Source organism: Nonomuraea thailandensis (assembly GCF_024172165.1).
In the GTDB taxonomy this organism is placed as follows: domain Bacteria; phylum Actinomycetota; class Actinomycetes; order Streptosporangiales; family Streptosporangiaceae; genus Nonomuraea; species Nonomuraea thailandensis.
Genome location: NZ_JAMZEB010000002.1, coordinates 11,242,990 through 11,268,619 on the forward strand (window position 1 = coordinate 11,242,990; position 25,630 = coordinate 11,268,619).

The 25,630-nt window shown below is 69.5% G+C and carries 37 protein-coding genes, 1 tRNA gene and 1 pseudogene; 20 read left to right on the top strand and 19 right to left on the bottom strand.

Annotated features, from left to right (window positions below; translation table 11 throughout):
* Window positions 1–5: 5 nt before the first annotated feature.
* From HD597_RS56280 to HD597_RS56315, 8 genes are all read left to right on the top strand, one after another.
* Window positions 6–242 carry a hypothetical protein gene (locus HD597_RS56280; RefSeq protein ID WP_253756619.1) on the top strand — a complete coding sequence of 79 codons (237 nt, stop codon included), beginning with the start codon at window positions 6–8 and terminating at the stop codon, window positions 240–242.
* Window positions 243–428: 186 nt separating this feature from the next.
* Window positions 429–1,190 (top strand): hypothetical protein, encoded by a 762-nt coding sequence (locus HD597_RS56285; RefSeq protein WP_253756622.1) that lies wholly within the window; start codon window positions 429–431, stop codon window positions 1,188–1,190.
* Complete coding sequence (locus tag HD597_RS56290; RefSeq protein ID WP_253756624.1) at window positions 1,187–1,648, top strand: hypothetical protein; 462 nt, start codon at window positions 1,187–1,189, stop codon at window positions 1,646–1,648. Before HD597_RS56285 ends, HD597_RS56290 begins: the two co-directional genes overlap by 4 nt.
* A 10-nt stretch (window positions 1,649–1,658) precedes the next feature.
* Window positions 1,659–2,084 carry a hypothetical protein gene (locus HD597_RS56295; RefSeq protein ID WP_253756627.1) on the top strand — a complete coding sequence of 142 codons (426 nt, stop codon included), beginning with the start codon at window positions 1,659–1,661 and terminating at the stop codon, window positions 2,082–2,084.
* Window positions 2,081–2,404: a hypothetical protein gene (locus HD597_RS56300; RefSeq protein WP_253756630.1), complete on the top strand. Its 324-nt coding sequence runs from the start codon at window positions 2,081–2,083 to the stop codon at window positions 2,402–2,404. Before HD597_RS56295 ends, HD597_RS56300 begins: the two co-directional genes overlap by 4 nt.
* A 16-nt stretch (window positions 2,405–2,420) precedes the next feature.
* Window positions 2,421–2,570, top strand: coding sequence for a hypothetical protein (locus HD597_RS56305; RefSeq protein WP_253760022.1), 150 nt, complete (start codon window positions 2,421–2,423; stop codon window positions 2,568–2,570).
* Window positions 2,567–3,343 carry a CHAP domain-containing protein gene (locus tag HD597_RS56310; protein WP_253756633.1) on the top strand — a complete coding sequence of 259 codons (777 nt, stop codon included), beginning with the start codon at window positions 2,567–2,569 and terminating at the stop codon, window positions 3,341–3,343. The genes HD597_RS56305 and HD597_RS56310 overlap by 4 nt, the downstream gene beginning before the upstream one ends.
* Before the next feature lie 53 nt (window positions 3,344–3,396).
* Window positions 3,397–3,636: a holin gene (locus HD597_RS56315; RefSeq protein ID WP_253756635.1), complete on the top strand. Its 240-nt coding sequence runs from the start codon at window positions 3,397–3,399 to the stop codon at window positions 3,634–3,636.
* A gap of 169 nt (window positions 3,637–3,805) precedes the next feature.
* Here HD597_RS56315 and HD597_RS56320 read toward each other — a convergent pair whose 3' ends face one another.
* From HD597_RS56320 to HD597_RS56340, 5 genes are all read right to left on the bottom strand, one after another.
* Window positions 3,806–4,300 carry a hypothetical protein gene (locus HD597_RS56320; RefSeq protein ID WP_253756637.1) on the bottom strand — a complete coding sequence of 165 codons (495 nt, stop codon included), beginning with the start codon at window positions 4,298–4,300 and terminating at the stop codon, window positions 3,806–3,808.
* 188 nt (window positions 4,301–4,488) lie between these two features.
* Window positions 4,489–4,911, bottom strand: a complete 423-nt coding sequence (locus HD597_RS56325) for a hypothetical protein (RefSeq protein WP_253756638.1) — start codon at window positions 4,909–4,911, stop codon at window positions 4,489–4,491.
* 77 nt (window positions 4,912–4,988) lie between these two features.
* Window positions 4,989–5,210 (bottom strand): DUF397 domain-containing protein, encoded by a 222-nt coding sequence (locus tag HD597_RS56330; protein ID WP_253756640.1) that lies wholly within the window; start codon window positions 5,208–5,210, stop codon window positions 4,989–4,991.
* Window positions 5,211–5,296: 86 nt separating this feature from the next.
* Window positions 5,297–5,707 (bottom strand): hypothetical protein, encoded by a 411-nt coding sequence (locus HD597_RS56335; protein WP_253756642.1) that lies wholly within the window; start codon window positions 5,705–5,707, stop codon window positions 5,297–5,299.
* Between the two features lie 109 nt (window positions 5,708–5,816).
* On the bottom strand, window positions 5,817–6,089 hold the full coding sequence (locus HD597_RS56340) for a hypothetical protein (protein ID WP_253756644.1): 273 nt from the start codon (window positions 6,087–6,089) through the stop codon (window positions 5,817–5,819).
* A gap of 172 nt (window positions 6,090–6,261) precedes the next feature.
* On the opposite strand from HD597_RS56340, the gene HD597_RS56345 reads away from it, so the two are divergent.
* Both HD597_RS56345 and HD597_RS56350 read left to right on the top strand, forming a co-directional pair.
* The gene (locus HD597_RS56345; RefSeq protein WP_253756646.1) at window positions 6,262–7,695 is read left to right on the top strand and encodes an NsdA family TPR-like regulatory protein; all 1,434 of its coding nucleotides are present in this window, start codon (window positions 6,262–6,264) and stop codon (window positions 7,693–7,695) included.
* Window positions 7,696–7,723: 28 nt separating this feature from the next.
* Entirely contained in the window at window positions 7,724–8,197 is a 474-nt protein-coding gene (locus tag HD597_RS56350; RefSeq protein WP_253756648.1) for a hypothetical protein, read from the top strand.
* Between the two features lie 157 nt (window positions 8,198–8,354).
* On the opposite strand, the gene HD597_RS56355 is transcribed toward HD597_RS56350, so the two are convergent.
* Window positions 8,355–8,714, bottom strand: coding sequence for a hypothetical protein (locus HD597_RS56355; RefSeq protein WP_253756651.1), 360 nt, complete (start codon window positions 8,712–8,714; stop codon window positions 8,355–8,357).
* Between the two features lie 407 nt (window positions 8,715–9,121).
* Between HD597_RS56355 and HD597_RS56360 the strand changes: the two genes are divergently transcribed.
* The 4 genes from HD597_RS56360 (at window position 9,122) to HD597_RS56375 (ending at window position 14,608) form a co-directional block, all read left to right on the top strand.
* A complete protein-coding gene (locus tag HD597_RS56360) occupies window positions 9,122–10,180 on the top strand; it encodes a hypothetical protein (protein WP_253756654.1) in 1,059 nt (352 codons plus the stop codon).
* The gene (locus HD597_RS56365) at window positions 10,177–11,646 is read left to right on the top strand and encodes a hypothetical protein (RefSeq protein WP_253756656.1); all 1,470 of its coding nucleotides are present in this window, start codon (window positions 10,177–10,179) and stop codon (window positions 11,644–11,646) included. The genes HD597_RS56360 and HD597_RS56365 overlap by 4 nt, the downstream gene beginning before the upstream one ends.
* A 39-nt stretch (window positions 11,647–11,685) precedes the next feature.
* Window positions 11,686–13,926 (top strand): hypothetical protein, encoded by a 2,241-nt coding sequence (locus HD597_RS56370; protein ID WP_253756659.1) that lies wholly within the window; start codon window positions 11,686–11,688, stop codon window positions 13,924–13,926.
* A 256-nt stretch (window positions 13,927–14,182) separates the two neighbouring features.
* Window positions 14,183–14,608, top strand: coding sequence for a hypothetical protein (locus HD597_RS56375; RefSeq protein ID WP_253756662.1), 426 nt, complete (start codon window positions 14,183–14,185; stop codon window positions 14,606–14,608).
* 96 nt (window positions 14,609–14,704) lie between these two features.
* Here HD597_RS56375 and HD597_RS56380 read toward each other — a convergent pair whose 3' ends face one another.
* The 4 genes from HD597_RS56380 to HD597_RS56395 all read right to left on the bottom strand — a co-directional run bounded on the left by HD597_RS56380 (window position 14,705) and on the right by HD597_RS56395 (window position 16,449).
* Window positions 14,705–15,169 (bottom strand): C40 family peptidase, encoded by a 465-nt coding sequence (locus tag HD597_RS56380; RefSeq protein WP_253756664.1) that lies wholly within the window; start codon window positions 15,167–15,169, stop codon window positions 14,705–14,707.
* Window positions 15,170–15,213: 44 nt separating this feature from the next.
* Complete coding sequence (locus HD597_RS56385; protein ID WP_253756666.1) at window positions 15,214–15,621, bottom strand: hypothetical protein; 408 nt, start codon at window positions 15,619–15,621, stop codon at window positions 15,214–15,216.
* An 81-nt stretch (window positions 15,622–15,702) separates the two neighbouring features.
* Window positions 15,703–15,999, bottom strand: coding sequence for a hypothetical protein (locus tag HD597_RS56390; protein ID WP_253756669.1), 297 nt, complete (start codon window positions 15,997–15,999; stop codon window positions 15,703–15,705).
* A 72-nt stretch (window positions 16,000–16,071) separates the two neighbouring features.
* On the bottom strand, window positions 16,072–16,449 hold the full coding sequence (locus HD597_RS56395; RefSeq protein WP_253756671.1) for a helix-turn-helix domain-containing protein: 378 nt from the start codon (window positions 16,447–16,449) through the stop codon (window positions 16,072–16,074).
* A 118-nt stretch (window positions 16,450–16,567) separates the two neighbouring features.
* Between HD597_RS56395 and HD597_RS56400 the strand changes: the two genes are divergently transcribed.
* Complete coding sequence (locus HD597_RS56400) at window positions 16,568–16,810, top strand: hypothetical protein (protein ID WP_253756674.1); 243 nt, start codon at window positions 16,568–16,570, stop codon at window positions 16,808–16,810.
* A gap of 88 nt (window positions 16,811–16,898) precedes the next feature.
* Here HD597_RS56400 and HD597_RS56405 read toward each other — a convergent pair whose 3' ends face one another.
* Window positions 16,899–17,324, bottom strand: a complete 426-nt coding sequence (locus HD597_RS56405; RefSeq protein WP_253756677.1) for a hypothetical protein — start codon at window positions 17,322–17,324, stop codon at window positions 16,899–16,901.
* A 216-nt stretch (window positions 17,325–17,540) separates the two neighbouring features.
* Between HD597_RS56405 and HD597_RS56410 the strand changes: the two genes are divergently transcribed.
* Together HD597_RS56410 and HD597_RS56415 are read left to right on the top strand one after the other, a co-directional pair.
* Window positions 17,541–18,395 carry a helix-turn-helix domain-containing protein gene (locus HD597_RS56410; protein ID WP_253756679.1) on the top strand — a complete coding sequence of 285 codons (855 nt, stop codon included), beginning with the start codon at window positions 17,541–17,543 and terminating at the stop codon, window positions 18,393–18,395.
* Window positions 18,385–18,597: a DUF397 domain-containing protein gene (locus tag HD597_RS56415; protein WP_253756682.1), complete on the top strand. Its 213-nt coding sequence runs from the start codon at window positions 18,385–18,387 to the stop codon at window positions 18,595–18,597. Before HD597_RS56410 ends, HD597_RS56415 begins: the two co-directional genes overlap by 11 nt.
* A gap of 142 nt (window positions 18,598–18,739) precedes the next feature.
* Here the strand turns inward: HD597_RS56415 and HD597_RS56420 are convergent.
* Window positions 18,740–18,815 (bottom strand) — tRNA-Arg (locus HD597_RS56420).
* Between the two features lie 191 nt (window positions 18,816–19,006).
* On the opposite strand from HD597_RS56420, the gene HD597_RS56425 reads away from it, so the two are divergent.
* On the top strand, window positions 19,007–19,408 hold the full coding sequence (locus tag HD597_RS56425; protein ID WP_253756684.1) for a hypothetical protein: 402 nt from the start codon (window positions 19,007–19,009) through the stop codon (window positions 19,406–19,408).
* Window positions 19,409–19,806: 398 nt separating this feature from the next.
* Window positions 19,807–20,781, top strand: coding sequence for a D-alanyl-D-alanine carboxypeptidase family protein (locus HD597_RS56430; protein ID WP_253756686.1), 975 nt, complete (start codon window positions 19,807–19,809; stop codon window positions 20,779–20,781).
* Between the two features lie 10 nt (window positions 20,782–20,791).
* Here HD597_RS56430 and mscL read toward each other — a convergent pair whose 3' ends face one another.
* The 4 genes from mscL to HD597_RS56450 all read right to left on the bottom strand — a co-directional run bounded on the left by mscL (window position 20,792) and on the right by HD597_RS56450 (window position 23,106).
* Window positions 20,792–21,193, bottom strand: coding sequence for a large conductance mechanosensitive channel protein MscL (gene mscL, locus HD597_RS56435; protein ID WP_253756689.1), 402 nt, complete (start codon window positions 21,191–21,193; stop codon window positions 20,792–20,794).
* 23 nt (window positions 21,194–21,216) lie between these two features.
* Window positions 21,217–21,813: an RcpC/CpaB family pilus assembly protein gene (locus HD597_RS56440; protein ID WP_253756691.1), complete on the bottom strand. Its 597-nt coding sequence runs from the start codon at window positions 21,811–21,813 to the stop codon at window positions 21,217–21,219.
* The gene (locus tag HD597_RS56445; RefSeq protein ID WP_253756693.1) at window positions 21,810–22,616 is read right to left on the bottom strand and encodes an S-methyl-5'-thioadenosine phosphorylase; all 807 of its coding nucleotides are present in this window, start codon (window positions 22,614–22,616) and stop codon (window positions 21,810–21,812) included. The genes HD597_RS56440 and HD597_RS56445 overlap by 4 nt, the downstream gene beginning before the upstream one ends.
* Before the next feature lie 280 nt (window positions 22,617–22,896).
* Window positions 22,897–23,106 carry a hypothetical protein gene (locus HD597_RS56450; protein WP_253756695.1) on the bottom strand — a complete coding sequence of 70 codons (210 nt, stop codon included), beginning with the start codon at window positions 23,104–23,106 and terminating at the stop codon, window positions 22,897–22,899.
* A 60-nt stretch (window positions 23,107–23,166) separates the two neighbouring features.
* Here HD597_RS56450 and HD597_RS65465 point away from each other — a divergent pair, with 60 nt between their 5' ends.
* The gene (locus tag HD597_RS65465; RefSeq protein WP_276085511.1) at window positions 23,167–23,295 is read left to right on the top strand and encodes a hypothetical protein; all 129 of its coding nucleotides are present in this window, start codon (window positions 23,167–23,169) and stop codon (window positions 23,293–23,295) included.
* 62 nt (window positions 23,296–23,357) lie between these two features.
* On the opposite strand, the pseudogene HD597_RS56455 reads toward HD597_RS65465, so the two are convergent.
* From HD597_RS56455 to HD597_RS56465, 3 genes and pseudogenes are all read right to left on the bottom strand, one after another.
* Window positions 23,358–23,450: pseudogene (locus HD597_RS56455) on the bottom strand (FmdB family zinc ribbon protein); the annotation flags it as partial.
* A gap of 71 nt (window positions 23,451–23,521) precedes the next feature.
* Window positions 23,522–25,027, bottom strand: coding sequence for a potassium/proton antiporter (locus tag HD597_RS56460; protein WP_253756697.1), 1,506 nt, complete (start codon window positions 25,025–25,027; stop codon window positions 23,522–23,524).
* Window positions 25,028–25,051: 24 nt separating this feature from the next.
* The gene (locus HD597_RS56465) at window positions 25,052–25,621 is read right to left on the bottom strand and encodes a 5-formyltetrahydrofolate cyclo-ligase (protein WP_253756700.1); all 570 of its coding nucleotides are present in this window, start codon (window positions 25,619–25,621) and stop codon (window positions 25,052–25,054) included.
* Window positions 25,622–25,630: the final 9 nt, after the last annotated feature.

Sequence of the window (25,630 nt, forward strand, 5' to 3'; positions counted from 1 at the left end):
CAACAATGTCGTACGAGTGGACCGGCGAAGTTGTGCAGTACCCGCAGAACAAGGTCAATTTCTCGGTCAACGATGGGACCTTCTGGGTCGACCTCATGGGGAACCTCTCCGGAGAGGAGGACACTCCCGCCGACGCTGCACTGCTCATGGGCAAGATCAAGGACGCACTCGAAGCAGCCAATCTCAACGTGGGCGCGATCTATCTGAGCGGCATCTGCCACCAGACCCTCACCGAAATCTGATCCCAGGGCAAGGGAGAGGAGGCCGTTTTGCCGAACATCCTGGTCGGGGCGCCTGTCTCAGCATCTGACCGCCCTGCATCGGCATGGGCGTCCGACACCACGGCCAATACCGACATCGGCTCCACGAGCTTCATCGCGGGCACGCCACAGGTGTCGCTCACCTTCGTCGCGCCGACTAGCGGTGCCGTGCTCCTCTCGGTCGGCGTCGCCGGCGCGGACAACGGCGGCACCAACCGCATCCACCTCGCGCCCGAAGTGCGCGTCGGCAGCGTGGCAGGCGCCGTGGTGCTGGCCGCCGACGTGACCAGCCGCGGCGTGGGTCTGCCTGGCGAGTCGTCGGCCAACGTGCACAGGTCGAGGACGACTCTGCTGACCGGGTTGACCGCGGGGACGACCTACTTCGCCAGGACGATGCACAAGGTGTCCGGTGGGCTGACGGCGGACATCGCGGTCCGGGAGATCACGGTCATCCCCACGCCGCTCGGCAGTTCGTTTGCGGGCAGGCCGGTGCGGGCGCTCGACTATCCGCCCGCCACCTGGGCGCAGGACACGACGCAGATCAACAACCCGACGAACCCGGGCTATATCGCGGGGACGCCGGCGGTGGAGCTCACGTTCACGGCGCCGACGTCCGGCCGGGTCCTGCTCATCGTGGGCGGCGGGCTCGGCAACGGCGCGGCGGGAGACCGCATCTTTCTCTCGCCGGAGGTGCGGGAGACGAACTCGAGCGGCGCCGTCGTGCTCACCCCCTCGGTCACCTCGCGCGGCTTCGGGTCCGACATAGCCGCCGCGGCGTTCGCCTACGGCAGCAGGGAGAGCGTCCTCGACGGGCTCACCCCCGGCCAGCTCTACTACGCCCGCGTCATGTACGCCGTCCAGACGGGCGACCCGGGCGGCTCGACGCAGGACATCGCGGCCCGCGACATCACGGTGGTGCCGATCCCATGACGATCAAAGCCGGTGACCTCGTCCGCACGCTCCCGCCGACGGCGTTCTTCCACGACGACACGATCCTGACGGAGATCTCCAACACCAGCTACGCGACGGGCAGCCCCGAGATCGGTGTCTACTTCGTAGCCCCGCCTTCGGGCAAGGTTCGCTTGACGATCGGCGGCGGATTCAGGGACAACGGCGCCGCCCCGCTGGACCGGATCTTCCTGTCCCCGCAACTGTTCCGAGACAGCAGCGACGGCACGGAGGTCCTCGCCCCCAGCGTCACCCTGCGCGGATATCTCAGCCTGTCGAACAACACCGCGTTCCAGTACGGGTGCCGCGTCTCCCTCATCGAGAACTTGACGCCGGGCCAGCTCTACTACATCCGCACCATGCACCTGGTCACGCCCGGAACCGATCCCGACAACGCCGACATCGCCGCCCGCGACCTGATCGTCATCCCGCTGCCATGAGGAGCAGCTCATGACCTTGAACAGGAAGGACCGCCTGCGCCTCAACCCGTTCGGCTCGGCGGCCGCCGCGGCGGCCGTGGCCCTGGGCCTGCTCGGCCTGGTCGTCGGCCAGGACATTTCTCAGGGCATGACCAACAGCTTGCGCGGAGTCGCCGGCCCTGTCGCCCACCTGTGGGGTGCCGAGCTCGCCGCCGGCGGGCTGCTCAAGCTCGTGGGGTTGTACTGGCAGCACAGCGAGCTGGAGACGCCGGGCCTGTGGATGCTCGCCGGCGGCTACGCCTTCTACTCCATCACCGTCATGGTCGGCCTGGGCGTGCACGGCCTGGCCGCTGGCATCATCTCCGGCGCCCTGGCCGTCGGCTGCCTCGTCAAGGTTCGCGTGATCATGCGCAGCGCCCGCACCGCGGCGCGAGAGAGCCGAGAGGGGGAGACGTGACGTGGACCGAGGTTCTGGTCTCCATCGCTCAGGTCGCCGCAGGCGGAGGCATCGTCCAGGCGATCATGGCCATCACCCGTCGCCGCCGGGACCTACGCCAGCTGGACCGGCAGACCGACTCTGTCGCTGTGGAGACGGCGGACAAGGTCGTCAACATGCTGCGCACCGAGCTGGACACGGCCAAGGCCGAGATCGCCGAGTTGCGGCAGGAACGCGCCGACCAGCAACGGCAGATCCAGCAGCTCGCCGAGCAGGTGTCGATCCTGCGGGCCGAACTCGCGGTGGCCAAGGCAGAGATCTTCCGTCTCAGCGGAACGTAAGCAAGGAGGTAGGAACGTGCCCGAGATGAGCGAGGCCGAGCTGGTGGCCGAGCGGGTCAACCAGCACCCCACGGGGCCGACAGAGCCGGATGAGGAGGAGGTTCTCCGCCGGCTGTACGGGGAGGCCGACTCCGGCGGCATCTACCGCGGCGAGCCGCAGTCGTGAGCGGCGCCAAGGCGATGCTTGCCGAGGCCCGTCAGGACCTCGGCCTGAGCGGCCGTCCCAACCGAGTCACGCGCTGGTACGCCAAGCGCAACGGCAGCGAGTTCTTGGAAGCGCCGTGGTGTGACCAGAGCATCACCTACTGGGCACACGAGTCGGGCAATGCCGAGGCCGTGCTGCCCGCCGGAGACAGGGCCTACACCGTGTGGCATGCGCAGGACGGCCAGCGCCTCGGCCGCTGGCACGCCGGCACCGCCGCCAATGTCCGGGCGCACGCCGTGCCCGGATCGGTGATCTTCTTCGACTGGGGCGGCACCAACGAGACAGGCGCGATCGATCACGTGGGCCTGGTCGAGGTCAATTTGCAGGACGGGCGCGTGCAGACGATCGAGGCGAACACGGGCGACGCGGTAAAGCGCCGCATCAGAGGGCCCGAGGTCATCGCGGGGTTCTGGACCCCCGACTACAACAAGGAGGACAACGTGACCGGAGACACCATCTACAAGGCGACGTGGGAGACGGACGCCATGCCGGTGCCATACGGCTCCGAGACGAACAAGGAGTGGAAGCCCCGCAGCGTGCTCGTCGACCACGGCGTGCAGCTGCGCAAGATCCTCACCGCCATCGAGGCGCAGGGCGCCACCATCAAGGCCCTGGCCGACGCCCTCGCGCAGCAGGACCAGGCCGTCGACGTCGACGCGCTCATCGGCCGGATCCGCGAGGAGATCGAGCGGGTGACCGTGCGGCTCGACGTGACGGACACGCCGCAGCCCTGACCTGCGCCGAAGCGCGAGGTTTCTGTTTTCCGCCCACGAATGAGGAGGACGACATGCGGAGACGAATCTGGACCGGCGTGTTCTGGGTTGACGCCGGCGAGCGGTTGATCGGGGCGGGCGCCGGGTCGGCGCTGGCCCTGCTGAGCGCTGACGGGCTCGGGCTGCTGGACGTGAAGTGGGAGACGGTCGGCTCGGTAGCTGGGCTGGCCGCGCTCCTCAGCCTGCTCAAGTCCCTCGTGGCCGGGACGACGGGGGACCCGGGCACGGCAGGGTTCACGGGCGGCACCCGGTAGGGACTCCGTCTGGAGACGATCGAGCCGGTCAGCGGGGCGGCCGGCGTCGCCACGGCCACCGCGTCGACCTGGCCGTCTCGGCCGGGGCACGGGGTACGCCACCGGACGCTGGTGGGCCCCACCCCTACAATCCTCCACGGGGTGGGGCCCAATAGCCCGGTGGACTGTTCTAACACCGGGCCGTCTTGCGCCCTGGTACGGACTCGTCTCTCATGTCCTCCAAGGCCAGCCACGGCTGCTTGCCCAGCGCGAAGCGCATCCAGTACGCCGTATCCGGCCCGTACTGGATGTGGAGCTCGTGCCGCGCCTTCACGGCCGGCGCAGGGAAGCCCTCGCCGGGCTCATACAGGTCGGCGGTGACCGCGAACGGCCGGGTGCCCGCCACCGTGACCAGCCTGGCCCGCTCGATCAGCCGCGGGCACGTCTCCAGCGCCTCATCAAGGCAGTCCGGGCAGGTGGGCGGCAGGTTCGTGATCGGCATCCCGTCCGGCGTGGTCGCGGGGTCCTCGACGAACAGCCACCACGTCCGGCCATCCTTTCGCCGGCACGGCCCGGTGCAGACCATGCACAGGTGCTCGCGCATCATGACACGCGTGCGCGGCGTGTTGATCGCTTTCCACTTGTACGCCCCTGACCGGTCCTGGCCATGCCGCAGCCAGAGCACGCCGTGCTCCCAATCGTCCGGGTGCGGGTCCTCGTACGTCAGGAACAGCGCTGCGGACTCGGGGTCGAACGCCCAGGTCAGCCGATGATCCTCGACCTCCCCTGTCCATAGGTTCTGATCTGGGATTCGCCAACCGCCCCGAGTACGACGGGACGGCGCCGCCGGGTCCTGACAGATGGCGTGTCCGCTCACGGCCGCTGCGCTCCGGCCGGATGCCTGATAGGGCAGGGGTGATCGACGTGCTTGTTCGGGCAGCAGATCATCCCGATGGTGACGAATCGGCCGGCGAGCAGCCACTCGCCCCACTGCACATCGACGCCCGCAGGCAGCAGCCCGCGAGCGTTCCGCAACCGGTCTTCCAGGGGTACGCCCTCGGGCAGGACGAACGAGCCTCGCGCCTGCTCGTACTGGGCCGCCATCCATTCCAGCGCCGCGTCGAGGTCCTGCTGTTCGTACGTGGCGGCGATCCGGGACGCCGGCTTGGCCAGCCAGTCACCCGTCCGCATCGGCGGAAGATGCGAGGTCAGAAAGTCCGGGGACGTCGATCGGCGCTCGGCCTCGCGCCCGCGGTCCTCGCCGTTGCCCGTCCACGTGTAGGCATGCCAATGCATGATCAGAAAAGCTCTCTCGTAGAGTGCGGGGTGGCGGCCCCTGCGTGGTTGGATCATGCAGGGGCCGCCCGTCTCGGCTAGATGTTGGTCATCCCGACCCCGAGAAGCTCGGAGCGGGTGAACCGGAGCGTCCCGGCGTCCGGGTTCTTCGAGTCACGCACGGCAAACCCGTCCTCGGTGCCGGGGATCGGGGCGATCTCCACGCAGGACTCCATCTCGTCGTTGTCCTGGTTCCCGCCGCATCTCTTCGTGAACTGCGCGCCTTCCAGCGGCAGGGCGTATAGATCCCGTGCGGTCATAGGATCTCCTTCCGGGTTGTGGCCCCAGAGATTCTGGGGCCGGTGTCCTCGCGCGGGTCCGCACGAGGGGCTTGTGCTGGGAAGCGTCAGAGGATCGTGCCGAGCTTGCGCCAGTCGTCGCCGGGCCGCCGGATGTCGCCCGGGTGCTCCGGGTCGCGCACGCTGAACGCGTCGTGGTCGTTCACCTTGGCGTACTCCAGGCCCGTGCCCTTGACCACCTGGTACCGGTCCTCGTCCACGTCGATCTCGTGGAGGCCGTCGGCGGACGACTGCTCGCCCTCGGTGCGCTGGAAGCTGAGCACCGCGCCGAGCTTGCGGAAGTCGTCGCCAGCCCGGCGGATCTCGTCGGCCGGCCGCTCCTTGTCGCGAACCGCGTAGTCGTCGCTGTCCCCGATCGGCGCGTACTCCAGGCCCGTGCCGTCGAGCAGCGCGAACTTGGACGCGTCCACGGCTATCGCCCACAGGTCGGCCTCGATCGACGTTGGTTTGCTCACCATGGCTTGTTCTCCTCGGGGGTGATTTCTTCGATGACGCCGGGAGATAAGGTCCCGACCTGGACTCCCCGACCCGCCGAACGCCGCGCGCGAACGACGGGCCGGGGAAGCTTCAAGCGGGTGGTCTGGGGATGCTGTGGACGATCTGCCTCTGTCGGCTCAAGTCCGCCATGAGGGCGACAGGGTTCCCGCGTTCCAGCCTGCGCCGCACACCGGTGGCGAACTGCTCTGCCGAGACCTGCCAAGTCGGTTCAGCCCGCCAGACCAGCCCGGCTGGCGTCGCCTCATACCACGCCTTCCACTCGGGATAGGAGAGGCGCAACACGGCGACCTGACGGTCTACAACGTTCAGCTCAAGCCAAGCCTCAATCACGATCGAGGCCATCTCACGCACCGCCGACGCAGGTCAGCCCGCCGGGGCATGTCCAGAAGTAGAGGTTCTTGCTATCCGGGTGCACATCTTCATCACAACGCTGTGTAACGGCACCACGACAGGGGTCGTTGGGGGACACTGGGGGACGCGAGCGTCACCTTCCCCGCGATGAGGTGCGATGGGCATGACGGACGAGACCGGCCGCAAGACGCCCCTCCCGGCTTACGCCGAACGCATCCGACATGAGCGCAGAAAACGGGGCTGGTCTCAGAAGCAAGTGGCCGTACACCTGCTCAAGGCCGCTGGCGGCAAGATCGCTATGGCGGAGTTCGAGTCGGTCCTGACGAGGGTTAAGCGGCACGAAGCGGGCAAGGGTCAACCTCGTGACCCGTATCCCCTTCTGTACTCCCGCGCATTCGAGATCCCCGAGGCTAGGCTGTTCGAGGCCCCGGCATCGCCGGTGGTCACAGCCGATGAGAGCGCCGACGACGCCGCGAACTCGGTCACCTCGCCCTCACTCCCTTGGCTCTGGGAAGCAGGACCGACAGCCGATGCCATCTACGACATCACCAAGAGCGACCTCATGCTCGACCGCCGTCAAGCAGTAAAGGCCCTGGCCATCACGGCAGGGATCCCGCTCGTCGACCCGGTACAGCGCTGGCTCGCCACAACGTCACCCGCGCCGGCCTCAGCAGGCCCGAGTCGGATCGGCATGGATGAGGTCGCCCAGCTCGAAGATGCCACGAACGTCTTCCGCACCTGGGACGATCAGCACGGCGGCGGCCTCGCCCGCAAGGCCGTCATCGGGCAGCTCAACGAGGTCGCCGACCTGCTGCGCGACAACCACCCGCACGAGATCAGCGTCCGCCTGTTCAACGTGATGGCGCAGCTCTCGAAGATCGCCGCCACGATGTCCTGGGACTGCGGCATGCAGACGGCTGCGCAGAAGTACTACGTCATGTCGTTGCAGGCGTCCAAGCCCGCCGGTGACAAGCCGTTCGGCGCGAGCGTCCTCGCGTCCATGGCCCGACAGCTCCTCTACCTCAACCAGCCTCAGGACGCGCTGGAGCTCATCCGGCTCGCCCTCGACGGTGTCAGGTCAACAGCCACGCCGAGACTCCGGGCGATGCTGCACACTCGCGAGGCATGGTCGTACGCGAAGATGGGCCGGCCAGAGTCGTTCAAGCGCGCGACCGGCGCGGCTGAGCAGGCATTCACTGAGATAGGATCCGGCGACCCTGACCCGGATTGGATCAAATACTTCAACGAGGCCGAACTCGCGGGAGTGACCGGCGGCCGATATTTGGAGCTGTCCCGCCAGGACAGGAGATTCGCCGGCGACGCGCTCGGCCACATCCGGCGCGCGATCGAGCTTCGTCAGCGGTCCAGCATGCGAAGTCTCGCCCTCGACCAGGTGGGACTCGCGTACGCGCACCTCATCAGCGGCGACGTCGATGAGGCCGTGACCGTAGGCAGCGCGGCGGCTGACACCGCCGGGCAAGTCCAGTCCGACCGGGTACGTGTACAACTTCGCGAGTTCTACCTTGAGATCGAGACCCGGAGCGATCCCGTCGTTGCGCCGCTACGGCAGCAGATCCGCGAAACGCTGGCACCCTAAGACCCCGACACCATAGGAAGGGCTCACGATGCGCATCGGTGTCACCGGCCACATGAACCTGACCCCGGAAGCCGCCCGCCTCGTCTCCGACGCGCTGCGCGCGCACCTCGACGGCGCGGCCGACATCGTGGGCGTGTCCTGCATCGCCCGCGGCGCCGACTCGCTTTTCGCCGACGCAGTCCTGGCGGCCGGCGGCGAACTAGAGGTTGTGCTGCCGTCCCGGGACTACCGGCAGACCAAGGTGAAGCCGGATCACGCCGAGCAGTTCGACCGGCTAATGAAGGCGGCGACTACCGTCCGGGTCATGGACTTCGACCAAGCCAGCCGAGAAGCGTACGAGGCGGCCAACGAGGCCATGCTGTCGTCGGTAGACGAGCTGCTGGCGGTGTGGGACGGCCAGCCCGGCACAGGGAAGGGCGGCACCGCTGAGGCCGTGGCCGAGGCGCGTGAGCGCGGCGTGAAGGTGATCGTGATCTGGCCGGAGGGCGCGGCGCGCGGGTAGGGGCCTGGGTGTCCGTGCATGTACGGCGCCAGCTGCCATCGCCGGACTGCCCCGCCCGCCGACACCCCACACGGATGGGAATTCGCAGGTCACCCTGTGATACTCCACAGCGGGCCTGCGGGGGTCTCGAAACGCATCGGCTGGTGTGAGGGTCCAGCTACGGTGCGGGGCTTTTGCTGTCTCTGAACATCCGCAGATGATCGGATGATCTGGCGTTAGGTCTGCGCAGGTACCAGGCCAGTACGTCGTTGATCAACGCCTGCCGCTCGGCCGGCGTTTTCGCGTCCGGCGCGAGGGCCAACCAGATCTCCTGGGCGACGCGGACAAGCTGACCGGCCTCGGGCTCGGCGTGGCTTCCCGGCCGTTCGGGGAGCCGGGCTCCGGGGCGTCCCAGGTACCAGGCGATGAACTCGTTGATCAGCTTGGTGCGGTCAGTGCCCTGAGCTGTTGCAGACGCGCCGAAGTCTGTCCAGTCGGTGGTGGCGACGCGCACGTGTCGGCCTGTTGTTTCGGGCACGCGATCACCGTACGTGGTCTTCCCCGTGGCCACAATTCCACCCCTTCGCGTTGCGACTGTAGACACAGCGAACGTATGGTGTAGACACGGTGATCGCAAGCGATGGAGGGGACATGCCAGAGGTGGCACACGGCGAGCCAGACGTGGCTCGCCCCGAACCACACCGACCCGAGGCCGTGCCACCGGTGGCACGGCCCGGCCTCCTCGGCCGGATCGGACGCCGCATCACGGCCACGGCCAGGCTCGTGCACCACGTCGACGGACCCGCCCGGCCCCGCCGGCACCAGCAGCCCGCGCCAGCCGTGGCACACGCTGTGCCAGCCGTGGCACAGGGCGCGCCACCGATGGCACAGCCCGTGCCGCCCGTGGCTCAACCGGCCCCGCGCGTGGCACAGCCCATACCGCCCGTGGCGCATGCCGCGCCGCCGCGCGCCGCACGCCGCCTGGCCGTCACGCTCGCCGTCCTCCTCGCTGGCGTCATCGGCGTGGCCTTCCGCGGCTCGTGGACCGCCCACTCCGACGGCGCCCGGGCGGCGCACTTCGACAGCTGGGGAGCGTTCCTCTACCCCTTCGCTCCGGACGGACTGATCGTGCTCGCGCTCGTCGGCGCGGTCGTCCTGCGGCACAAGTTCTGGCCTCGCGCGTACTGCCTGTTCGTGGTCGTGCTGTTCACCTGCACGTCCTACGTGGTGAACCACCTGCACGGCGCCGGGACCTTCCTCATGACCGGCGAGGGCGTCAACGCCCGCCTCATCAAGCCTCTGGACGGGGCGGTTGTCGGCCTGATCGCGGGCCAGCTCGTCGGGAGCATCGCGTTCGGTAGCCACATCCTGATGCACGTATTCAGGCATCTTTTCCCGGCGGCGCTCGACGCCCACGCCGAGCCGGCCGCACCGGCCACCCCGCCGGTGACCCCACCGGCGATGACGGTCGAGTCCACCCCCGCCCCGGCGCAACCTCCCGCGCAGATCGCCGCCGTGGCCGTCCCAGCCGCGCTGGCACAGGCCGTGCCACCGCCCGCAGAGCCTGTGCCACCACTGGCACAGGACGAGCCGCCAGTGGCACACGACGAGCCACGGCCGGAGCTCTCCCCCGAGGAGCGTGCCGCCCGTGAGTACGCCGCGAGCTTGGACCGGCGTGAGCCGACCAGCGAGCGCGCCCTGGCGGACGTGTTCGGCGTCGGCCGCCGCCGCGCGGCCGAGATCGTCGTCGAGGTCGTCGCCGACCGATACCAGAGCTACCTCACCGCGGGCGGCCAGCCGCTGACCGACGAGGATCTCGCGAGCCAGTTCCGGCTCAGCGTGGCACGCGCCGGCGAGGTCCTGGCACGCACGCGCCAGGAAGAGCCGAAGGCCGAGCCAACGCGCACCACCGCGGCCGACCCGGAGGAGCCCGACGCGCCCCGGCGAGTGGTCCAGCTCCGGCCCCAGTACACGTCCCACGCCCACGCGGCAGGTGGCACATGACTGCGCCGGCACCCGACGAGCCACCACTGGCACACGACGAGCCGTTCCTGGCACACGACGAGCCAGTCACGCAACCGGTCACGTTGCGTGACGACGTCGGGGAGGCGGAGGAGCCGCCGGACCGGACCCCGCAGTCGCCCGCACCGGCTCCCGAGGAATCGCCGGGTGACGACGATGAGACGCCGATCGACCTCGGCACGCCTGTTGGGCAGCTGGCCGCGGGCGCCGTCCTGGTCCTCGCGCTCGGCGGCTGGCTGCTGTACCGGCTGGGCGGCTGGACGCTGGTGCTGATCGTGCTGGGCGCGCTCCTCGCGCTTGCCGTGCTGGTCGTGGCCTTGCCGTTCGCCTGGCGTGCGCTGCGCCGTCGCCGCTCCGGGTCCACCTCCCGCCGCTCCTGGCCGACGTCCGGCAGCCCGCGCCGGACGTCGGCGGCTGCGCGAGCTCCTCGCGGTGGCGGCGCAGGCGGGGGACGGGGCGGGCTCCGGTCCGCTCTGGGCCGCCTGATGCCGGGAGGCCGACCGCGCGCCCCCGGCGCAGCTGGCGGCCGAGCAGGCGGTCGCACCGCAAGCAGGGACAAGCGCGGCTGGGCCGGGAGGGCCGGTCGCGCTGTCGCCGCCGCCGCTCGCCGGCTGACTGGCCGCTCAGGACGCGAGCATGCCGCAGGACGCGGCAGGGGGGATCGGGCTGCGCGCCGTGGCCCTGTTCGCCGGGCCGCGGCCGCGGTGGGGCGCGGTGCGAGGGCGGCCGGACGGCGCGTCGGCTCGCTGCTGAGCCCCGTCGGCCGGGCGGCCCGGCGCGCGGGCTCGGCGATCGGCCGCGGCCTGCAACGGGCCGGGCGACAGGCCGACAGGGTCACCGGCGGGCGGCTCGGCCGCGCCTGGGCCCGCATCGCATCCGCTGGCTGGCCGCGCGCCCTGCTGTCACGCCTGGCCCGCTGGGACGAGCGGCTGACCGGCGGGTTAGTCGCCGCCGCCTGGTCCTGGTGGCGACACCGGAAGGCCAGCGACGAGGACGCCGAGCACGCCAGCGACGCCCCCGGCGAGGACGACCAGGACACCGTCGAACTGCCCAACCGCACAACCAGCCTGGCCGCCATGGCGGCCACAACCAGAACAGGAACAGCAATGAGCGAGTTTGCCCTGGTCACGCACGCTACCGAGCTGCCCACCATCGCAGCCGAGTACGAATCGGATCACATGATGGACGTCCGCGGCCACATGCAGATGCTCCGCGAGCTTCCGCTGGCCGGCGGCACCGCGGTGCGCATCTGGACCGAGCGGCTCGCCGCGGACTACCCGCTCAACCAGGACGCCGCCGAAGCGCTGCAGCGGGTGTACGACGCGTTCGGCGCCGCCGTCCAAGCGGCTGACGAGGCCTCGGTCATCTTCGAGGAGTCGCACGCCGGCGATATCCAGCGCCAGCTCCAGCCGCGCAACAACGAGCAGAAGTGGGACGCCGGCCGCTAGCCCACCGGCACGACATGACGGTCTAGGGGGACCACGCACGTGAGCACCAGAAAGCCACCCAGAACGCAGGCCAAGAACCAGGCCCGGCCCCGGGCCGACTGGAAGCTGACGCCGCGCGGCCCGTTCAGCAGCGCTGGGCTCGGCGGCCTGGCCCTCGCCGTGGGCGCGGCGATCGGGCACGAGTTCGGCGTCGACCCGCTGTGGGCGGTCGGCGCCGGCACCGTCGCCACGGTGGGCACCCTGGCCGTCCATCGCGAGCTGGGCCCGGCACCGCTGTGGTACCGGATGGGCTGCTCCATCGGGGCCGGAGGCTGGCTGACCTGGGGCCTTGCGGCCGGCGTGTGGGACGGGGCGACGATGGGCGCGCTCGGCCTGGGTGCGCTCGCGGCGGCCGTGTTCGCGCCGATCGCCAACCGGCCGCCCAAGCCGCGGCCGAGCGTCACTGGCGCGCTCGACCGCGACCGGCCGATCGGGCAGAGCGTCGTCGTTCGCCGGCACGTCGTCCAGGCCGAGGAATGGGTGGCACGTGTCCGCCGCGTGGCGCAGATCCGCGTCCAGGTACTCGAGTTCCGGGAATGGCCGAACCGCTACGGCTTCAGCATGCTGCTGCAGCAGCCGCTCGGCGCCTCCACCACGACGCGGCTCGTCCAGGCCGCGGTGGGTCTGGCCGAGGACAAGGGCCTGGACCACGGCTGCGGCGTGGAGTTCACGCCCGGCACACGCCGCGGCACGCTGTGGATGCACGTGGCCACCGTCAACGGCCTGGCCGACACCATCCCCCATCCCGGCATTCGGCTCGGCGGCAGCATCTCCGACCCGGACGCCATCCGGCTGGGCCAGCACCGCGACGGCAAGACCACCACCGTGGCGCTGCGTGAAAGCACGATGGTCGTGGCCGGGCAGAAGCGCAGCGGGAAGACCGGCACGCTGCACGACATCACCGCCGACGCCGGCGCGCTGGACGACACGATCGTCTTCCACATGGACCTCAACGGCGGCGGAGTGTCCCGTGCCTGGCTACGCCCCTGGTTGCAAGGCCGCACCCGCAGGCCGGCGATCGACTGGGCCGCGTCCTGCCCCGAGGAGGCCCTGCTGATGGCGCACGCCCTGGTCGCCATCGCCAAGGACCGCAAGAGCACCACAGCGGACCTGAAGGCAGAGGCGGACGTGCAGCTGCTGCCCGTCTCCAGGGACCTGCCGGCGATCCTGCTGATTCTCGACGAGGGCAAGGAGGTCCTCGGCCAGAAAGTCACTGACCCGGTCGTCCGGCAGATCCGCCGCCTGCTGGAAACGCTCGTGGACATCGGCGGCAACGAGGCATGCAACGCCGTCCTGTCGGTGCTGCGCTCGACGTCGAACACGCTGTCCACGGAGATCCTCAAGCAGTGCAGCACGCGGGCAACGATGCGGGTGTTCGACCAGTCGGAGCTGGACTACCTGTTCGGCTACCGCAAGGGCATCACCCCGCAGGACGCCCCCGAGCAGGGCTCAGGCTTCCTGGCGGCCGGGCCCGGCGGGCCGCGCCCGTTCAAGGCCTTCTTCATGAAGCCCAGCGACATCGACACCGCGGCGGTCGCGATCGCCGAGCACCGGCCGGACCTCGACGCCGCGGCGGTCGCGGCGGCCGGCGAGGCGTACGCGAGCAGGCACGAGCGGATGCGCTACCTGTACGCCACCCCTGCGCAGCAGGCCACCATGACGCCGCCGGAGCCCATCACCCTGCCAGGCTTCGAGGGCGCCTCGCCCTGGTACCCGGCGGGCAACGACCCCGAGGACGATGACCAGGAGGAGACTGTCGCGCGGCTGCCGATCCGCCGCGCGCCCGGCACGGTCGCGCGCCGCTCGCACCTGCGGCTGCTGCCCTCAGAAGGGATCACCTCGGGGTGGGGTGACCTCGACCGCCGCCGCCCGGCCACCCGCACGCCGGCCGCCCCCGCGGCGCAGGCCGAGGCGCGGCCCGCCGTCGTGCGCGCGGAGCAGGTGGCCGAGATCCGTGACGGCGGCCACCCGGTCCCCGAACTCTTGGAGCGCGCGCTGGAGTTGCGCTGGGACGGCGGCCGGATGCACAGCGTCCGCTTGGCCGAGCAGCTCGGCATGAGCGAGCACGAGCTGGCCGCGCTCCTGGGCGCGCTCGGCGTCACTACGCTGCCCAACGCGTTCGAGCGAGGCGGCATCCGGCGCCGGGGCTACGAGCGCCAGACCCTCGTCGACGCCGCATCGGCGGTCCGCGTCGGCGAGCTGGAGGTCCCCCCGGAAGTGGCCGCCTGGACGGCCGCCTAACCCCCACACAACCCCCCACGCGACCCCCACAGACTGCCCTGTGGGGGTCGTGGGAGTCCCACGGCCCCTCACCAGGAGAAACGACCCCGCGTGGGAGTTGTGGGGGGCCGCGCGAACCCCCTCTGAGGGGCCTCTGAGGGGTCCGAACCCCCACACAACGAAGACCCCCACAGGCAGCAGAGAACTGCTCGCACAGGATCGCCGGCGGGTGTACGAGTGAGGACGGCGACGGGTAGCACAGACGGGAGAACACCCAGTGATCAACAATGCCAACGGGCTGATCGGAACGGCCAGCGAAGCAGACTACGGTCGCTTGCCCGACGACCTCACCACCCGCCGGGTCATCAAGGCCATGCGGGACCGCGCCGCTGAGCATCTGGAGAAGTACGGCACGCCGAACGATGTGACCGCCCTGCTCTTCGCCGTCGATCAACTCCACTGGTACGCCCGCCATCTGGCTGCCACTGTCGACTTGCCCGAGGTCCCCACCCTGGAGGAGCAGGAGGAGATGACCGGGCGCGAGAAGTTCCAGCGCGCTGTTCAGTCGGCGGCGCTCGCTCTGCGCGCGGGCAACACGGTGAAGACCGCCACCGTGGCCGACGCGTTCGACGCCTCGGAGAAATGGGCCTTCGACGTAGTGCGGACTGCCGGCAGAGAGGTCGACCGGCAACCCGGCGGGTAACGGGTGCGGCGGTCCGGGCCGCCGCCACATCGGGGAGCGTTGCAAGAGGACCTCCACGGGCAGCCCGTGGGGGTCTTTGTGCGACCGGTGGGAGGGTCAGGCTCCGGGGCGGACGGCGCCGGCGAACGCGCGTCGCCACCATGCAGCGAGCTGGTCGACGCGGACTCGGCCGCCGGTGCGGGGGGCGTGGACCATGCGGCCCCGGCCGATGTAGATGCCGACGTGACCCTTGCCGTAGAAGAACACCAGGTCGCCAGGTCGAAGACCGGCCCAGGAGACCTTGCGGCGGATGCGGGTGTACTGGTCGTACGTGCGGCGGGGGAGGAGGACTCCGGCCCTGCGCCAGGCGTACTGGGCGAGGCCGGAACAGTCGAAAGCGCCGGGGCCGGTGGCGCCGTACCGGTAGGGGGAGCCGACCTGGGCGGTGGCGACGTGCACGGCGGTGTGGGCCTTGAGCTGCTGGGAGATGGCGCGGGGGTGTGCGTGGGCCGGGTGGGGGAGGCCGAGCCCGCTGAGGGTGGTCACGGTGGCCGCGACCAGGCGAGCGGTGCGGCCGCTCACGCGGCCCTCCGTTTGCTGGCGATGTCCATGATTGGCTCCTCCGTCTACTCGTAGTCGGCCTGCTCGGCCTGGTAGCCGTCCTCGGTGGCCGGGTCGAGCTGAGGGCCGCCGCGCCACGAGACGACGCGGTCGGCGTGGTGGTCGAGCAGTCGCTGACGGACGGTCCGCAGCAGTCGGCCGACCCTGGTGCCGGGCGGGTAGCGGTCGATGTGGCGGTCGAGCCACTGCACCGGCGACTCCCACGCCTCGCCGAACACGAAGTTCGCGGTGGTGAGGTGGCCACCGATGTAGCTGTACTCGGGGGTGGTGACGGCCCATCGGCCGCCGTTGACGAACGCCCGCTCGCCGGCCTCGGCCGCGGCGGTCACCAGGGCGGCGGTGTGGGCGCGCGTCAGGTGGGTGAGGCGGACGGTTGGGTGTAGGGGGAGGGGGCCGATGGTGGATCGGGTCATCGCAAGCTCCTTGAAGGTGGACGGGGCTGGGCCAAGGCGCGGCGGGCCCGGGCGAGGAGGGACCGCCGCGCTGGTGCTCGGCTAGAAGTCGTCGTAGACCGGCAGGCAGTCCGGCAGCTTGGCCTTGCATGCGTCGTAGATGGCCTCGGTGACCGTGACCTTGGTCGTCTTGCCGTCGTGCTTCACGGTGAGCTCGTAGTGGTGGGTCTTCCTGCTCTCGGGGCCGGTCTGCCAGGTGCGGGCGGTGTCCACGGTGCCCGTGACGTCCGGGTAAGCGGGTGTCTGCGCGATGGGCTTGCAAGCGGTGAGGGCGGCGAGGCCGAGGATGAGCGCGGCCAGGGCGGTGATGCGGGCGACTGCGGTCCTGTTGGTTCCCATGTGGGTCTCCGTTCTGATCGTGATGTGGGTGTTGGTCGGTCCGGCCCCGGGGACCGGGGCCGGGTTGGTGGTTCAGGCGGCCTGGGCGGATGCGGTGGCGGTGAGGATGGCGACGGCGGCCCGGTGGTAGCAGGCGTACTGGCCGCGCTGTCCGGCCGGGCAGGTGCAGCTGGATGCGTGCACCAGGTAGGTGGTGGAGCCATCGCTGCTGACTGCGGTGAACAGGCCCGGGCGGGAGGTGCGGAGGATGCCGCCGTCCTCGATGAGGGCGCGGGCCTTATCGATCGCGGCGGGCTTGAAGTCGCCCAGGGAGGGGGCGGCGAGGGTGATGATCCACCGGCCGCTGACCTTGGCGGCGTCGAGCTGGCCGCGCTGGGCGCGGCGCTGGACGGTGCGGACGGAGACGCCGAGTGCGGTGGCGGCCTCGCGGGTGTTGACCTGGATCTCCATCGTTCCCCCTGGTGTGGCGCCTTCTTGCTATGCCCAACACGTTAGGCCCAACTAGTTAGGCATGTCAAGCATGTTGGGCCAACTCGACATGGCCAACCGCAGATGGCAGCATCGAGGCATGACCGAGCCCATGAGCGATGGCGAGATTCGCCAGATCCGCAAGGACTATGACGAGGACATCGAACGCGCCATGCAACGGCGGGACGAGCGCCTACGCGCTGCCATCGCCTCCGGCCGCAAGCAAGTTGACCTTGTGCGCCTGATGGACATGAGCCGCGAGGCCATCCGCCAGGCTCTCAACCCCGAGGCGCGCGAGGCCGTACGTGCGGCCCGCGCGGCGAAGAAGCAGGGCGGTGAGTGATCGCTGAGGCCGAGGGCATCTCCGCCGGCTGGAGCAGCTGCTCGGCCGCGTATCGCAGGACGCCGCAGAGGACGAGGTGGACGGCGTGCTAGGGCTTGATGACCAGGGTGCCGCCGAGGACTGACCGGGCCGTGTCCAGCGTGGCGCGGTCGTCGTGGTTGACGGTCCAGTTGCGGCCGGTCAGCAGCAAGACGCCGATCCCGAGAGACTCTTCGAACTCGACCTGGGCCTGGACGTCGCCCTCGCGCTCGTAGATCGACACGACGAGGTTGCCCTGCTGACATGACCCCCGGTCCTTGGCGCCAGTGGCGCCTGCGATCGGCTCGTAGTCGTCGCAGGCGATGCCGGCAGCCTTGAGCTTCACGACGACGTCGCGGGGGGAGGCGTAGCTGCCGCCGTCGGTCGGCGGTGCGGTTGCTTCGCTGGTGCCTGCGTTTGTGGGCGTGTCGGCCGTGGTGATGCCGCAACCGGCGGCGAGCAGCATGGTGGCCAGGGCGAGGGCGGCGGGACGCATGGGTTACTCCTGGAGTGGGGGCGGCCACGTGTGGGGCAGCTCAGCGTATTGCCGTCGTCACAGACTGGCCCGGTTGTTGTCGGATTTCGCATTGGTCCAGGGGGCTGGCTGTATCAGCGGAGTTCCGACTCGACGGCCGATCAGCCGTCTTTACAAAAATCGTGAAACTTTATCGAACTGCCGGTGGTGGGTCTCGCAAAGCGAGATTCTCATTAAGTGGACGCCCAACGCATTAGCCCCCTGCTGCGCCAGCGGCGCCTGGGCCGTATCCTGCGCGACTTGCGAACCCGCGAGCAGATCACGCTCGCCCAGACCGGCCGGTACCTCGGCTGGAGCACGGCCAAGGTCGGCCGTATCGAGGCCGGCCAGACCCGGCCCTCGCCGGCGGATGTGGCCGCCAGCCTTGAACTGTTCGGCGCCTCGGACGAGGTGCGGCGCACCTGCATGGCGCTGGCGGCCCAGGCGGCGGCCCGGCCGTGGTGGGCTCCCTTTCGCAGCGTGCTGGGTGAGTACGTCTCCTTGGAGACCGAGGCCGAACTGGTGCGGTCCTGGCAGCCGCAGCTCGTCGAGGGTCTTTTGCAGACGGAGGCGTACGCCAGGGCGTTGATATTGGCCTCGCTGCCCGAGGCCACCGACGCGGAGGTGGATCTGCGGATTCGGGCGCGGATGGCGCGGCAGCGGCTGCTGGCAGGTGGCGATCCGCTGGTGCTGTCCGTGGTCCTGGCCGAGGACGCGCTGCGCGTGCCGGTGGGCGGTGCCCTTGTGATGGCGGCTCAGATGGCTCACCTGGCGGAGGTCGCACAGTGGCCGAACGTCACGCTCCGGGTGCTGCCGCGCCGGGTAGGTGCTCATCCCGGCATGAGCGGGGCGTTCGTTCTGTTGTCCCTGCCACAGGACCCTGTGAGCGTATTCGTGGAAGGAGCACCACAAGAGATCGTGACCGATGAGGTCGCTCTCGTCCGGGGCTACGAACGGCGTTTCCACTGCTTGTCGGCATCCGCCCTGACCGCCGAAGATTCCCTGGAGATTCTCGGCCAGATCACGAGGGAGCTTGAACGGGATGCTGACTGATCGATGGAGGAAAAGCAGCTTGTCCGGTAGTACCGGAGGAGGCTGCGTGGAGGCGAGATTGGCCGGGGGCTCCATCGAGGTGCGCGACAGCAAGGCGCGTGGGGCTGGCCCGGTGCTGACCTTCACGCCGCGCGAGTGGAGAGCGTTCCTCGGAGGGGTCCCGCTGGGGGACTTCGATCTTCCGAGGGATATCGGAGCGTAACTAGTCGACAGCATGAAAGCGGCGGTGGGCGATCAAGATCTGCGCCCACCGCCGCTTCTTTGCGTGCTCTGTGCTGTCAATTTCTGCTGTCACCCGGTAGATCCACGGGACCTACTGAGGGGTGTTTTCCCAGGTCAAACTGTGGTGCCCCCGGCAGGATTCGAACCTGCGGCACCCGCTTTAGGAGAGCGGTGCTCTATCCCCTGAGCTACGGAGGCGGACTCCCGTAAGCCTAGCGAAAGTTTGGCACTGTGTGCGACGTGGCCCCGCCGTCAGTTTCCCAGGGTTGGTTATGGCTGCTCTGAGCTGCGGTAAAGGCATGACAAGTGATCAGATTCTTGCTCATCGCGCCCGGATACCGTCTGGGGCTGTGACCAGGAGGCGATGCGCGCAGGCCCGTCGGCGGCCCGTGGTGCTGTTCGGGGCGTTGCTGGCGCCGGCGATTCTTGCGGGAGGGTTGCTGGCGGGGGAGATGCGCGGGTTTGAGAAGGACGTTGCCAGCGCCGGGACCGGTGGGGGTGGGGCGGTGAGGCGGGCGTTCGAGCCTGTGCTGGTGCCGGCGCCTCCTCGGCCTGAGCGGCGGTATGCGGCTGCGATGCCGTCGCCCGTGCGTGAGGTGCCTGAGCGGGTGCCGAGGGTGGTGGATGAGAAGAAGGTCCCGGAGGTTGTGCAGGAGGAGCCTGTTACGCCGGCGCCTGTGCGGACTCAGGGTGGGTGTCCGGGGGAGTGGGTGGATACCTGGCTGTGGGAGTTGTGCCGGGATCGGGAGGAGGAGGATGGGGCCGTTGACAGCTGGCTGCCTGGGATTTGAACCGGTGGTGCGGGGCGGGGCGTACTGATCTATGTGGGTTGTGTAGAGGGTGATCGGTGCGGTGTCCGGGGCTTGCGCTGTGCTGCTGCTGTGGGCCGTGAGCTCTGCGTGGATGGCGGGCGAGGGTGTTGAGGGGTGTGTGGGGCGGGGCTCACTGTGCAAAGTGGGTTATTTGTCTCATAACAGCTCTTCGGAGTTCGGTCCGGGCACTCGGGGGGCTGTAGTAACGTGCGTGCCTGACCAGGGTAACGAGATTGCAAACGGAGGAGTCGAACGTGCCAGCCCCTCGATCAGCGGGTCTGATCGCGGTCGTCATGGCGGTGGCTTCTCTTCTCGTGCCCTTGGAAGGTGTGCCGGCGCAGGCTCAGGTACGGGTTCAGCAAGGCCGGCAGGAAGTCGTGCAGCGGGATCCGTCCGATCTGGGTGAGCTGCGCAAAGAGGCCGAGCGGTCGGCCAAGGAGCTTGAGGACGCCACCAAGGCGCTGGAGAAGCGGCGGGCCGAGATCGCGGCGTCCGAGAAGGAGCTCAAGAGCAAGCTCACCTCGCTGCAGGATCTCGAACGGCGGCTGGCCGTGATGCGGCAGCCTGTCTCCCAGATGGCCGAGCTGCTGTATCAGCAGCCGTTCATGGCCGGGGGCATCGTGCCGTACCTGTCCGGGAGCGCGGATGAGAAGACGCTGCGCGCGCTGATGGACGCGAACCAGATCGTGGCCGTGCGGCAGCAGGCCGTCGAGCAGACGAGCGCCTTGTACAAGGAGACCGAGCGGCTGGCCGGTGAGGCGCAGGAGCTTCGGGCCGGGAACCTGCTGGCGGAGGCGCAACTGGCCGCCGAGGTGGACACCCTGCGGCAGCGGTCGGACAAGATCGTGAAGTCGTTGACTGCGGCGCTGGTGAAGCTGGGGATCAAGATTGACAAGGTGGGGCGGGCGGCGCTCGGGTGCAATCCGCTTCGGGCGGCTACGGCCGATCAGTATCCCAATGGGCTGATCCCCAGGGGCATGCTCTGTCCGTTGCAGCAGAAGGGGTTCAGTCTCAGGGCCGATGCCACGATCGCCTTCGTCAGCCTGAACGAGGCTTACCGGCAGCGGTTCGGCAAGCCGATGTGCGTGACCGATGCGTACCGGAGCCTGGCCGAGCAGCAGTCGATCTACTACCGGCGGCCGGGGTTCGCGGCGGTGCCGGGGCGGAGCAACCACGGGCTCGGGCTGGCTGTGGACCTGTGCGGCGGGGTGGAGAGGTCCGGGTCCGCGGAGTTCGTGTGGATGGAGAAGAACTCCAAGAGGTACGGATGGTTCCACCCCTCGTGGGCCTACAGCAGCCCGTTCGAGCCCTGGCACTGGGAGTACGACCCGGAGATCGACAAGCTTCTCTGAGGCGTTCGGCTCAGATCGCCGGGGCCACTTCCGCGCTGCAGAAGGCGCAACGGGAGGCGGGCTTGGGGATCTCGGACAGGCATTCGGGGCAGTCGCGGGTCTTCGCCTCGATCTTGGCGGCGGCTCGATCCCTGTAGTGCGTGTACGGCTTCACCACCAGGAAGTAGATCACTGCGGCGACCATCAGGAACGAGACGATCGCGTTGATGAAGTTGCCGTACATGAAGTTGGACTGGCCGATCGTCACCTTGAGTGAGGAGAAGTCGGGCAGGCCGCCGAACGCGGAGATCAGCGGAGTGAGCAGGTCGGCCACGAACGACTGCACGATCGCGTTGAAGGCCGCTCCGATGACCACTGCCACGGCCAGGTCGATGACGTTCCCCTGAGTGAGGAACTTCTTGAATCCGTTCATGGCAAGGAATCGTAGTCGAACGATTACTGTAAGTTAGTTCTGATGGTGAGGGAAAGGCGGGCGTGGGCTTGGGCGGTGGCCAGGTCTGCTGCCTGGGTGGGGGTCGTGGCCAGGACGATCAGGGTGCCGTCGTCCGTGTCGTGGGACGCCGTCGACGGGGGTTTCGGGATCGACAGGACCGTGGTGTCCTGGGCGAGCTGGCGGGCCGGAACGCCCTGCTCGTAGGCGGCCAGGAGGGTGATCGTGGAGCCGGGGGAGAGCAGGGCCGCCGCGGCGGCGTCGGCGATGCGTACGGGGGTGGCGACCAGGCCTGGCGGGAGGCGGTAGGAGGCCAGGAGGCGGACGTCGGTCAGGGGCTCGCCCTTGCGGATGGGGGTGGCCAGGGTCTGGCCTGCCGGGATCGTGCGTACTGCGCCCGCGGGCGGAGGGGTGAGCGCCGCCGGGTGGAAGTCGGCGGGGTCGAGAGGGCCGGGGGACAGGTCGCGGGCGGCCACCAGAACCGTGGGGGCGGAGCCGGTGGGGCGGGTGGCGACGAAGGCCGCGATGACGGAGACGGCGGCTAGCGCCGCCGCTACCAGGCGGCGGCGACGGCCGTGGCGTGAGAGCCAGGGCTGGATCACGGCAACTCGAAGGGGAGCTTGATGCCGTCCAGGGCCGAGCCGCAGGAGCAGGTGCGCTCTTCGGGGAGGGACTGGACGGTCTCCGAGACCAGGGTGCGCATGCGGGTGACGTTCTGGGCGAAGAACTCCAGCACCTCGTCGTGGGTCACGCCCTGACCGGCTTCCACGCCGGCGTCGTGGTCGGTCACCAGGGAGATGGACGTGTAGCAGAGCGCCAGCTCGCGGGCCAGGATCGCCTCGGGGAAGCCGGTCATGCCCACGATGGACCAGCCGTTGCCCGCGAACCACTGCGACTCCGCCCGCGTCGAGAAGCGTGGGCCCTCGATGACCACCAAGGTGCCGCCGTCGACCGTCTCCCAGTCGCCGGCGCGGGCGGTCGCCACGGCCGTGGAGCGGCCCGCCGGGCAGTACGGGTCGGCGAAGGAGACGTGGACCGCGCCGCCGATGTCGTAGTAGGTCTGTGCACGGCCGGAGGTGCGGTCGACGAGCTGGTCGGGGATGACGATGGCGCCGGGGCCGTACTCGGCTCTCAGCGAGCCTACGGCGCTGGGCGCGAGCACCTGGCGCACGCCGAGCGAACGCAGTGCCCAAAGGTTGGCACGATAAGGGATGCGGTGCGGCGGGAAGCGGTGATCTCGCCCGTGTCTGGGGATGAACGCCACCGAACGCGAGCCGATGCGTCCGACCGTGACGACATCGCTCGGAGGGCCGTAGGGAGTGGCGAGCTCGATCTCCTCTGCGTCGTCGAGCAGGGAGTAAAAGCCTGAGCCGCCGATAACGCCGATATCTGCGCGATTAACCATGGCGCAGAGAGTAGCCGGAGCGGTGGTGGGTGAGGCGGACGCGAACGGCGTTCTGTGGATAACCCTGCCGGACGGAGAGTGGCTGTGGACAACTCGGCTGCGGCGAGTGGGCACAGCAGTACGAAGAGCAGGATCGCCGCATGTGGCGACAGCGCCTCGCGGCCAGCTCTCAGGAAGGGCCAGCTCTCAGGAAGGGCCAGCTCTCAGGAAGGGCCAGCTCTCAGGAAGGGCCAGCTCTCAGAAAGGGTGAAGCTCGTGAGTACGGCAAGCCGCTGCGCCCCTACGGCGGCGCGGGCATGGTGAAGCGCAGCCCGTACGTGGAGGCGTTGCGGATCGACGCGTGACGTCGAACGTGCTGCGTGGGCGCCGAGGGCCGGCAGGTCCTGGGCAGCCGCCGAGGACGGAAGACGAGCACCACGAACCGCAGCACGCCGTACGTGCTGGATGGGTGCCGCAGGTCAGGGGACAGCGGCACGCCGTATGGGGGCACGGCTCCGCGTCACGCGGGAGCCGTGCGGTTCAGCTGGACGCGGCGGCCGGAGCGGGCGCCGTGGTCGAGCTGGACGACGAGCTCGAAGAGCTCGAGTCCGACGACTTGCTCTCCCCCGACTTCGACGAGGACGAGGAAGACGCCGGGGACGACGAGGTCGAGGACGACGAGCGGTTGTCGGTCTTGTAGAAACCAGAGCCCTTGAACACGATGCCGACCGCGGAGAACACCTTCCGCAGGTTGCCCTGGCAGTTCGGGCAGACCGTCAACGCATCGTCGGTGAACTTCTGGACGACCTCGAGCTGCTCACCGCAGTCGTTGCAGGCGTACTGATACGTCGGCACGCGCTCCTCCTTAAACAAGCTCTAGCACTCGAGCGATGCGACTGCTAATGGTAACCGATCGGGTCAAACACCTATTCCAACCCCCGCTCTCCGTACCACCCGGCCAGCTTCCCGCTGCGGCTGACCGCGCGCAGGCGGCGTTCGACCTGCTCACGGCAGGAGGCGGTGGTGACCACGAGAAGCTGGTCGTCCGCCCGGATGCGGGTGGTGGAGGCGGGGACGAAGGATTTGCCGTCGCGTACGACGAGAGTGACCTGGGCGCCGGCGGGCAGGCGGAGCTCGAAGATCTCCACGCCGTGCAGCCGGGAGCCCGGTGGCACCTTGACCTGCAGCAGGTCGGCCTTGAGCTCCTCCAGCGGCGCCGATTCCACGGAGAGGTCGTGGGCCTCGCCGGGCGCGGACACCCCGAGCACGCGCGCCACGAAAGGCAGCGTCGGACCCTGGAGCAGGGTGAACACGATGACGATCACGAAGACCTGGTTGAAGAGGTCCTTGGAGCCCTCGACGTTCGCCGCCCAGGGGATGGTCGCCAGCACGATCGGGATCGCGCCGCGCAGCCCCGCCCACGACAGGAACGCCTGGTCACGCCAGTTCACCCAGCCCAGACGCAGGGCCCAGGCCAGCGCCGAGCTGACCACGACCGAGAGCGGGCGGGCCACGAGGACCAGGATCGTGCCGGTGATCAGGCCGGGGACGATCGCCGACGGCATCTCCTCCACGTCGGCCAGCATGCCGAGCATGACGAACAGGCCGATCTGCGCCAGCCACGCGGCGCCCTCCGCGAAGCCCCTGGTCGCGGCCCGGTGGGGCAGGCGGGAGTTGCCCAGGATGAGCGCCGTCAGGTAGACGGCCAGGAAGCCTGAGCCGTGCAGCAGCACCGCGCCGCCGTACGAGACGAAGGTGAGCGCCAGCACGGCGATCGGGTACAGGCCGGAGGCGGGCAGGGCGACGCGGCGCAGGGCGTAGGCGCCCGTGGGGCCGACGGCGAGCCCGACGCCCGCGCCGATGATCAGCTCGACGGACGTCTCGACCAGGAACGTTCCCAACGTCGCCTGGGAGTGGGACGCGCCGCTGAGCAGCACCACGGCGATGACCGTCGGGGCGTCGTTGAAGCCGGACTCCGCCTCCAGCACCCCGGCCAGGCGCGGCGGCAGCGGCAGCCTGCGCAGCACGGAGAAGACGGCCGCGGCGTCGGTGGAGGCCAGCACAGCGCCGAAGATCAGCGCCGTGGTGCCGTCGATGCCGAGGATCCCCTGGACGAGCAGCGCCACCACGACGATGCTGACCGTCACGCCGACGGTCGCCATCACCAGCGCCATGGGGACGGAACGCCGCACATGGGGCCAGTTCGTGGTCAGACCACCCTCGGCGAGGATCACCGCCAGCGCCGACAGCCCGATCTGCTGGGCGAGCTGCGGGCTCTCGAACGGGATTCCGAACCCCGAAGGCCCCACTGCCAGCCCGAAGCCGAGAAAGATGAGCAGACTGGGCAGACCGGTGCGATGCGCCAGCCGTACGGACGCGATGGCCGCGATGACGATCGCGGCACCGACGAGGAGCCAGAGATCAAGCGTCATCTGGCTCCCCTCCCGTATCTGCGTTCACACAAGCCTAGTGAGTCCCGCAGGCGTCATGGCATAGCGGACCGTGCGGTCATGGGGCTCCGACGGGACCCCGTCGATCAGTTCGCCGTCGTGCAGCAGCGCGACGGTGGGGACGTTCGGGCCGACGCGGGCGAGGGCGCGGTCGTAGGAGCCGCCGCCGCGTCCCAGGCGGATCCCGGTACGCCGGTCCACCGCCAGGGCCGGCACGATCACGAGGGCGGCCGTGCGTACGGCGTCCACGCCGCGGCGCGTGTCCACCGGCTCCATGATCCCGTAGCGGCCGGGAGCGAGCGTGTCAGGCCCGTCGTACACCGCCCAATCCAGGTCATTGTCGTCACGCAGGAGCGGCAGGATAACTGTGGCCCCATGTTTCCAGAGAGCGAACACCAGCCCGTGCGTCTCCGGCTCCGACCCCGTTGACCAGTAGCAGGCCACCAGGCCGGCCATCTGGACCCAGGGTTGTTCGAGCAGAGTTTCGCGAACCTTGATGGCGTTTGCGCGCAGTTCCTCGGGGGAGAGGGAGGTACGCGCCGCGATCAGCTCGCGGCGCAGGTTCAGCTTGTCCACAGGTCCCTC

Coding starts and splice junctions, on each gene's coding strand:
- HD597_RS56280 (WP_253756619.1), top strand. CDS start 6: ATGTCGTACGAGTGGACCGGCGAAGTTGTGCAGTACCCGCAGAACAAG.
- HD597_RS56290 (WP_253756624.1), top strand. CDS start 1,187: ATGACGATCAAAGCCGGTGACCTCGTCCGCACGCTCCCGCCGACGGCG.
- HD597_RS56295 (WP_253756627.1), top strand. CDS start 1,659: ATGACCTTGAACAGGAAGGACCGCCTGCGCCTCAACCCGTTCGGCTCG.
- HD597_RS56315 (WP_253756635.1), top strand. CDS start 3,397: ATGCGGAGACGAATCTGGACCGGCGTGTTCTGGGTTGACGCCGGCGAG.
- HD597_RS56325 (WP_253756638.1), bottom strand. CDS start 4,911: ATGCATTGGCATGCCTACACGTGGACGGGCAACGGCGAGGACCGCGGG.
- HD597_RS56330 (WP_253756640.1), bottom strand. CDS start 5,210: ATGACCGCACGGGATCTATACGCCCTGCCGCTGGAAGGCGCGCAGTTC.
- HD597_RS56335 (WP_253756642.1), bottom strand. CDS start 5,707: ATGGTGAGCAAACCAACGTCGATCGAGGCCGACCTGTGGGCGATAGCC.
- HD597_RS56340 (WP_253756644.1), bottom strand. CDS start 6,089: ATGGCCTCGATCGTGATTGAGGCTTGGCTTGAGCTGAACGTTGTAGAC.
- HD597_RS56345 (WP_253756646.1), top strand. CDS start 6,262: ATGACGGACGAGACCGGCCGCAAGACGCCCCTCCCGGCTTACGCCGAA.
- HD597_RS56350 (WP_253756648.1), top strand. CDS start 7,724: ATGCGCATCGGTGTCACCGGCCACATGAACCTGACCCCGGAAGCCGCC.
- HD597_RS56365 (WP_253756656.1), top strand. CDS start 10,177: ATGACTGCGCCGGCACCCGACGAGCCACCACTGGCACACGACGAGCCG.
- HD597_RS56385 (WP_253756666.1), bottom strand. CDS start 15,621: ATGACCCGATCCACCATCGGCCCCCTCCCCCTACACCCAACCGTCCGC.
- HD597_RS56390 (WP_253756669.1), bottom strand. CDS start 15,999: ATGGGAACCAACAGGACCGCAGTCGCCCGCATCACCGCCCTGGCCGCG.
- HD597_RS56395 (WP_253756671.1), bottom strand. CDS start 16,449: ATGGAGATCCAGGTCAACACCCGCGAGGCCGCCACCGCACTCGGCGTC.
- HD597_RS56400 (WP_253756674.1), top strand. CDS start 16,568: ATGACCGAGCCCATGAGCGATGGCGAGATTCGCCAGATCCGCAAGGAC.
- HD597_RS56405 (WP_253756677.1), bottom strand. CDS start 17,324: ATGCGTCCCGCCGCCCTCGCCCTGGCCACCATGCTGCTCGCCGCCGGT.
- HD597_RS56415 (WP_253756682.1), top strand. CDS start 18,385: ATGCTGACTGATCGATGGAGGAAAAGCAGCTTGTCCGGTAGTACCGGA.
- mscL (WP_253756689.1), bottom strand. CDS start 21,193: ATGAACGGATTCAAGAAGTTCCTCACTCAGGGGAACGTCATCGACCTG.
- HD597_RS56445 (WP_253756693.1), bottom strand. CDS start 22,616: ATGGTTAATCGCGCAGATATCGGCGTTATCGGCGGCTCAGGCTTTTAC.
- HD597_RS56460 (WP_253756697.1), bottom strand. CDS start 25,027: ATGACGCTTGATCTCTGGCTCCTCGTCGGTGCCGCGATCGTCATCGCG.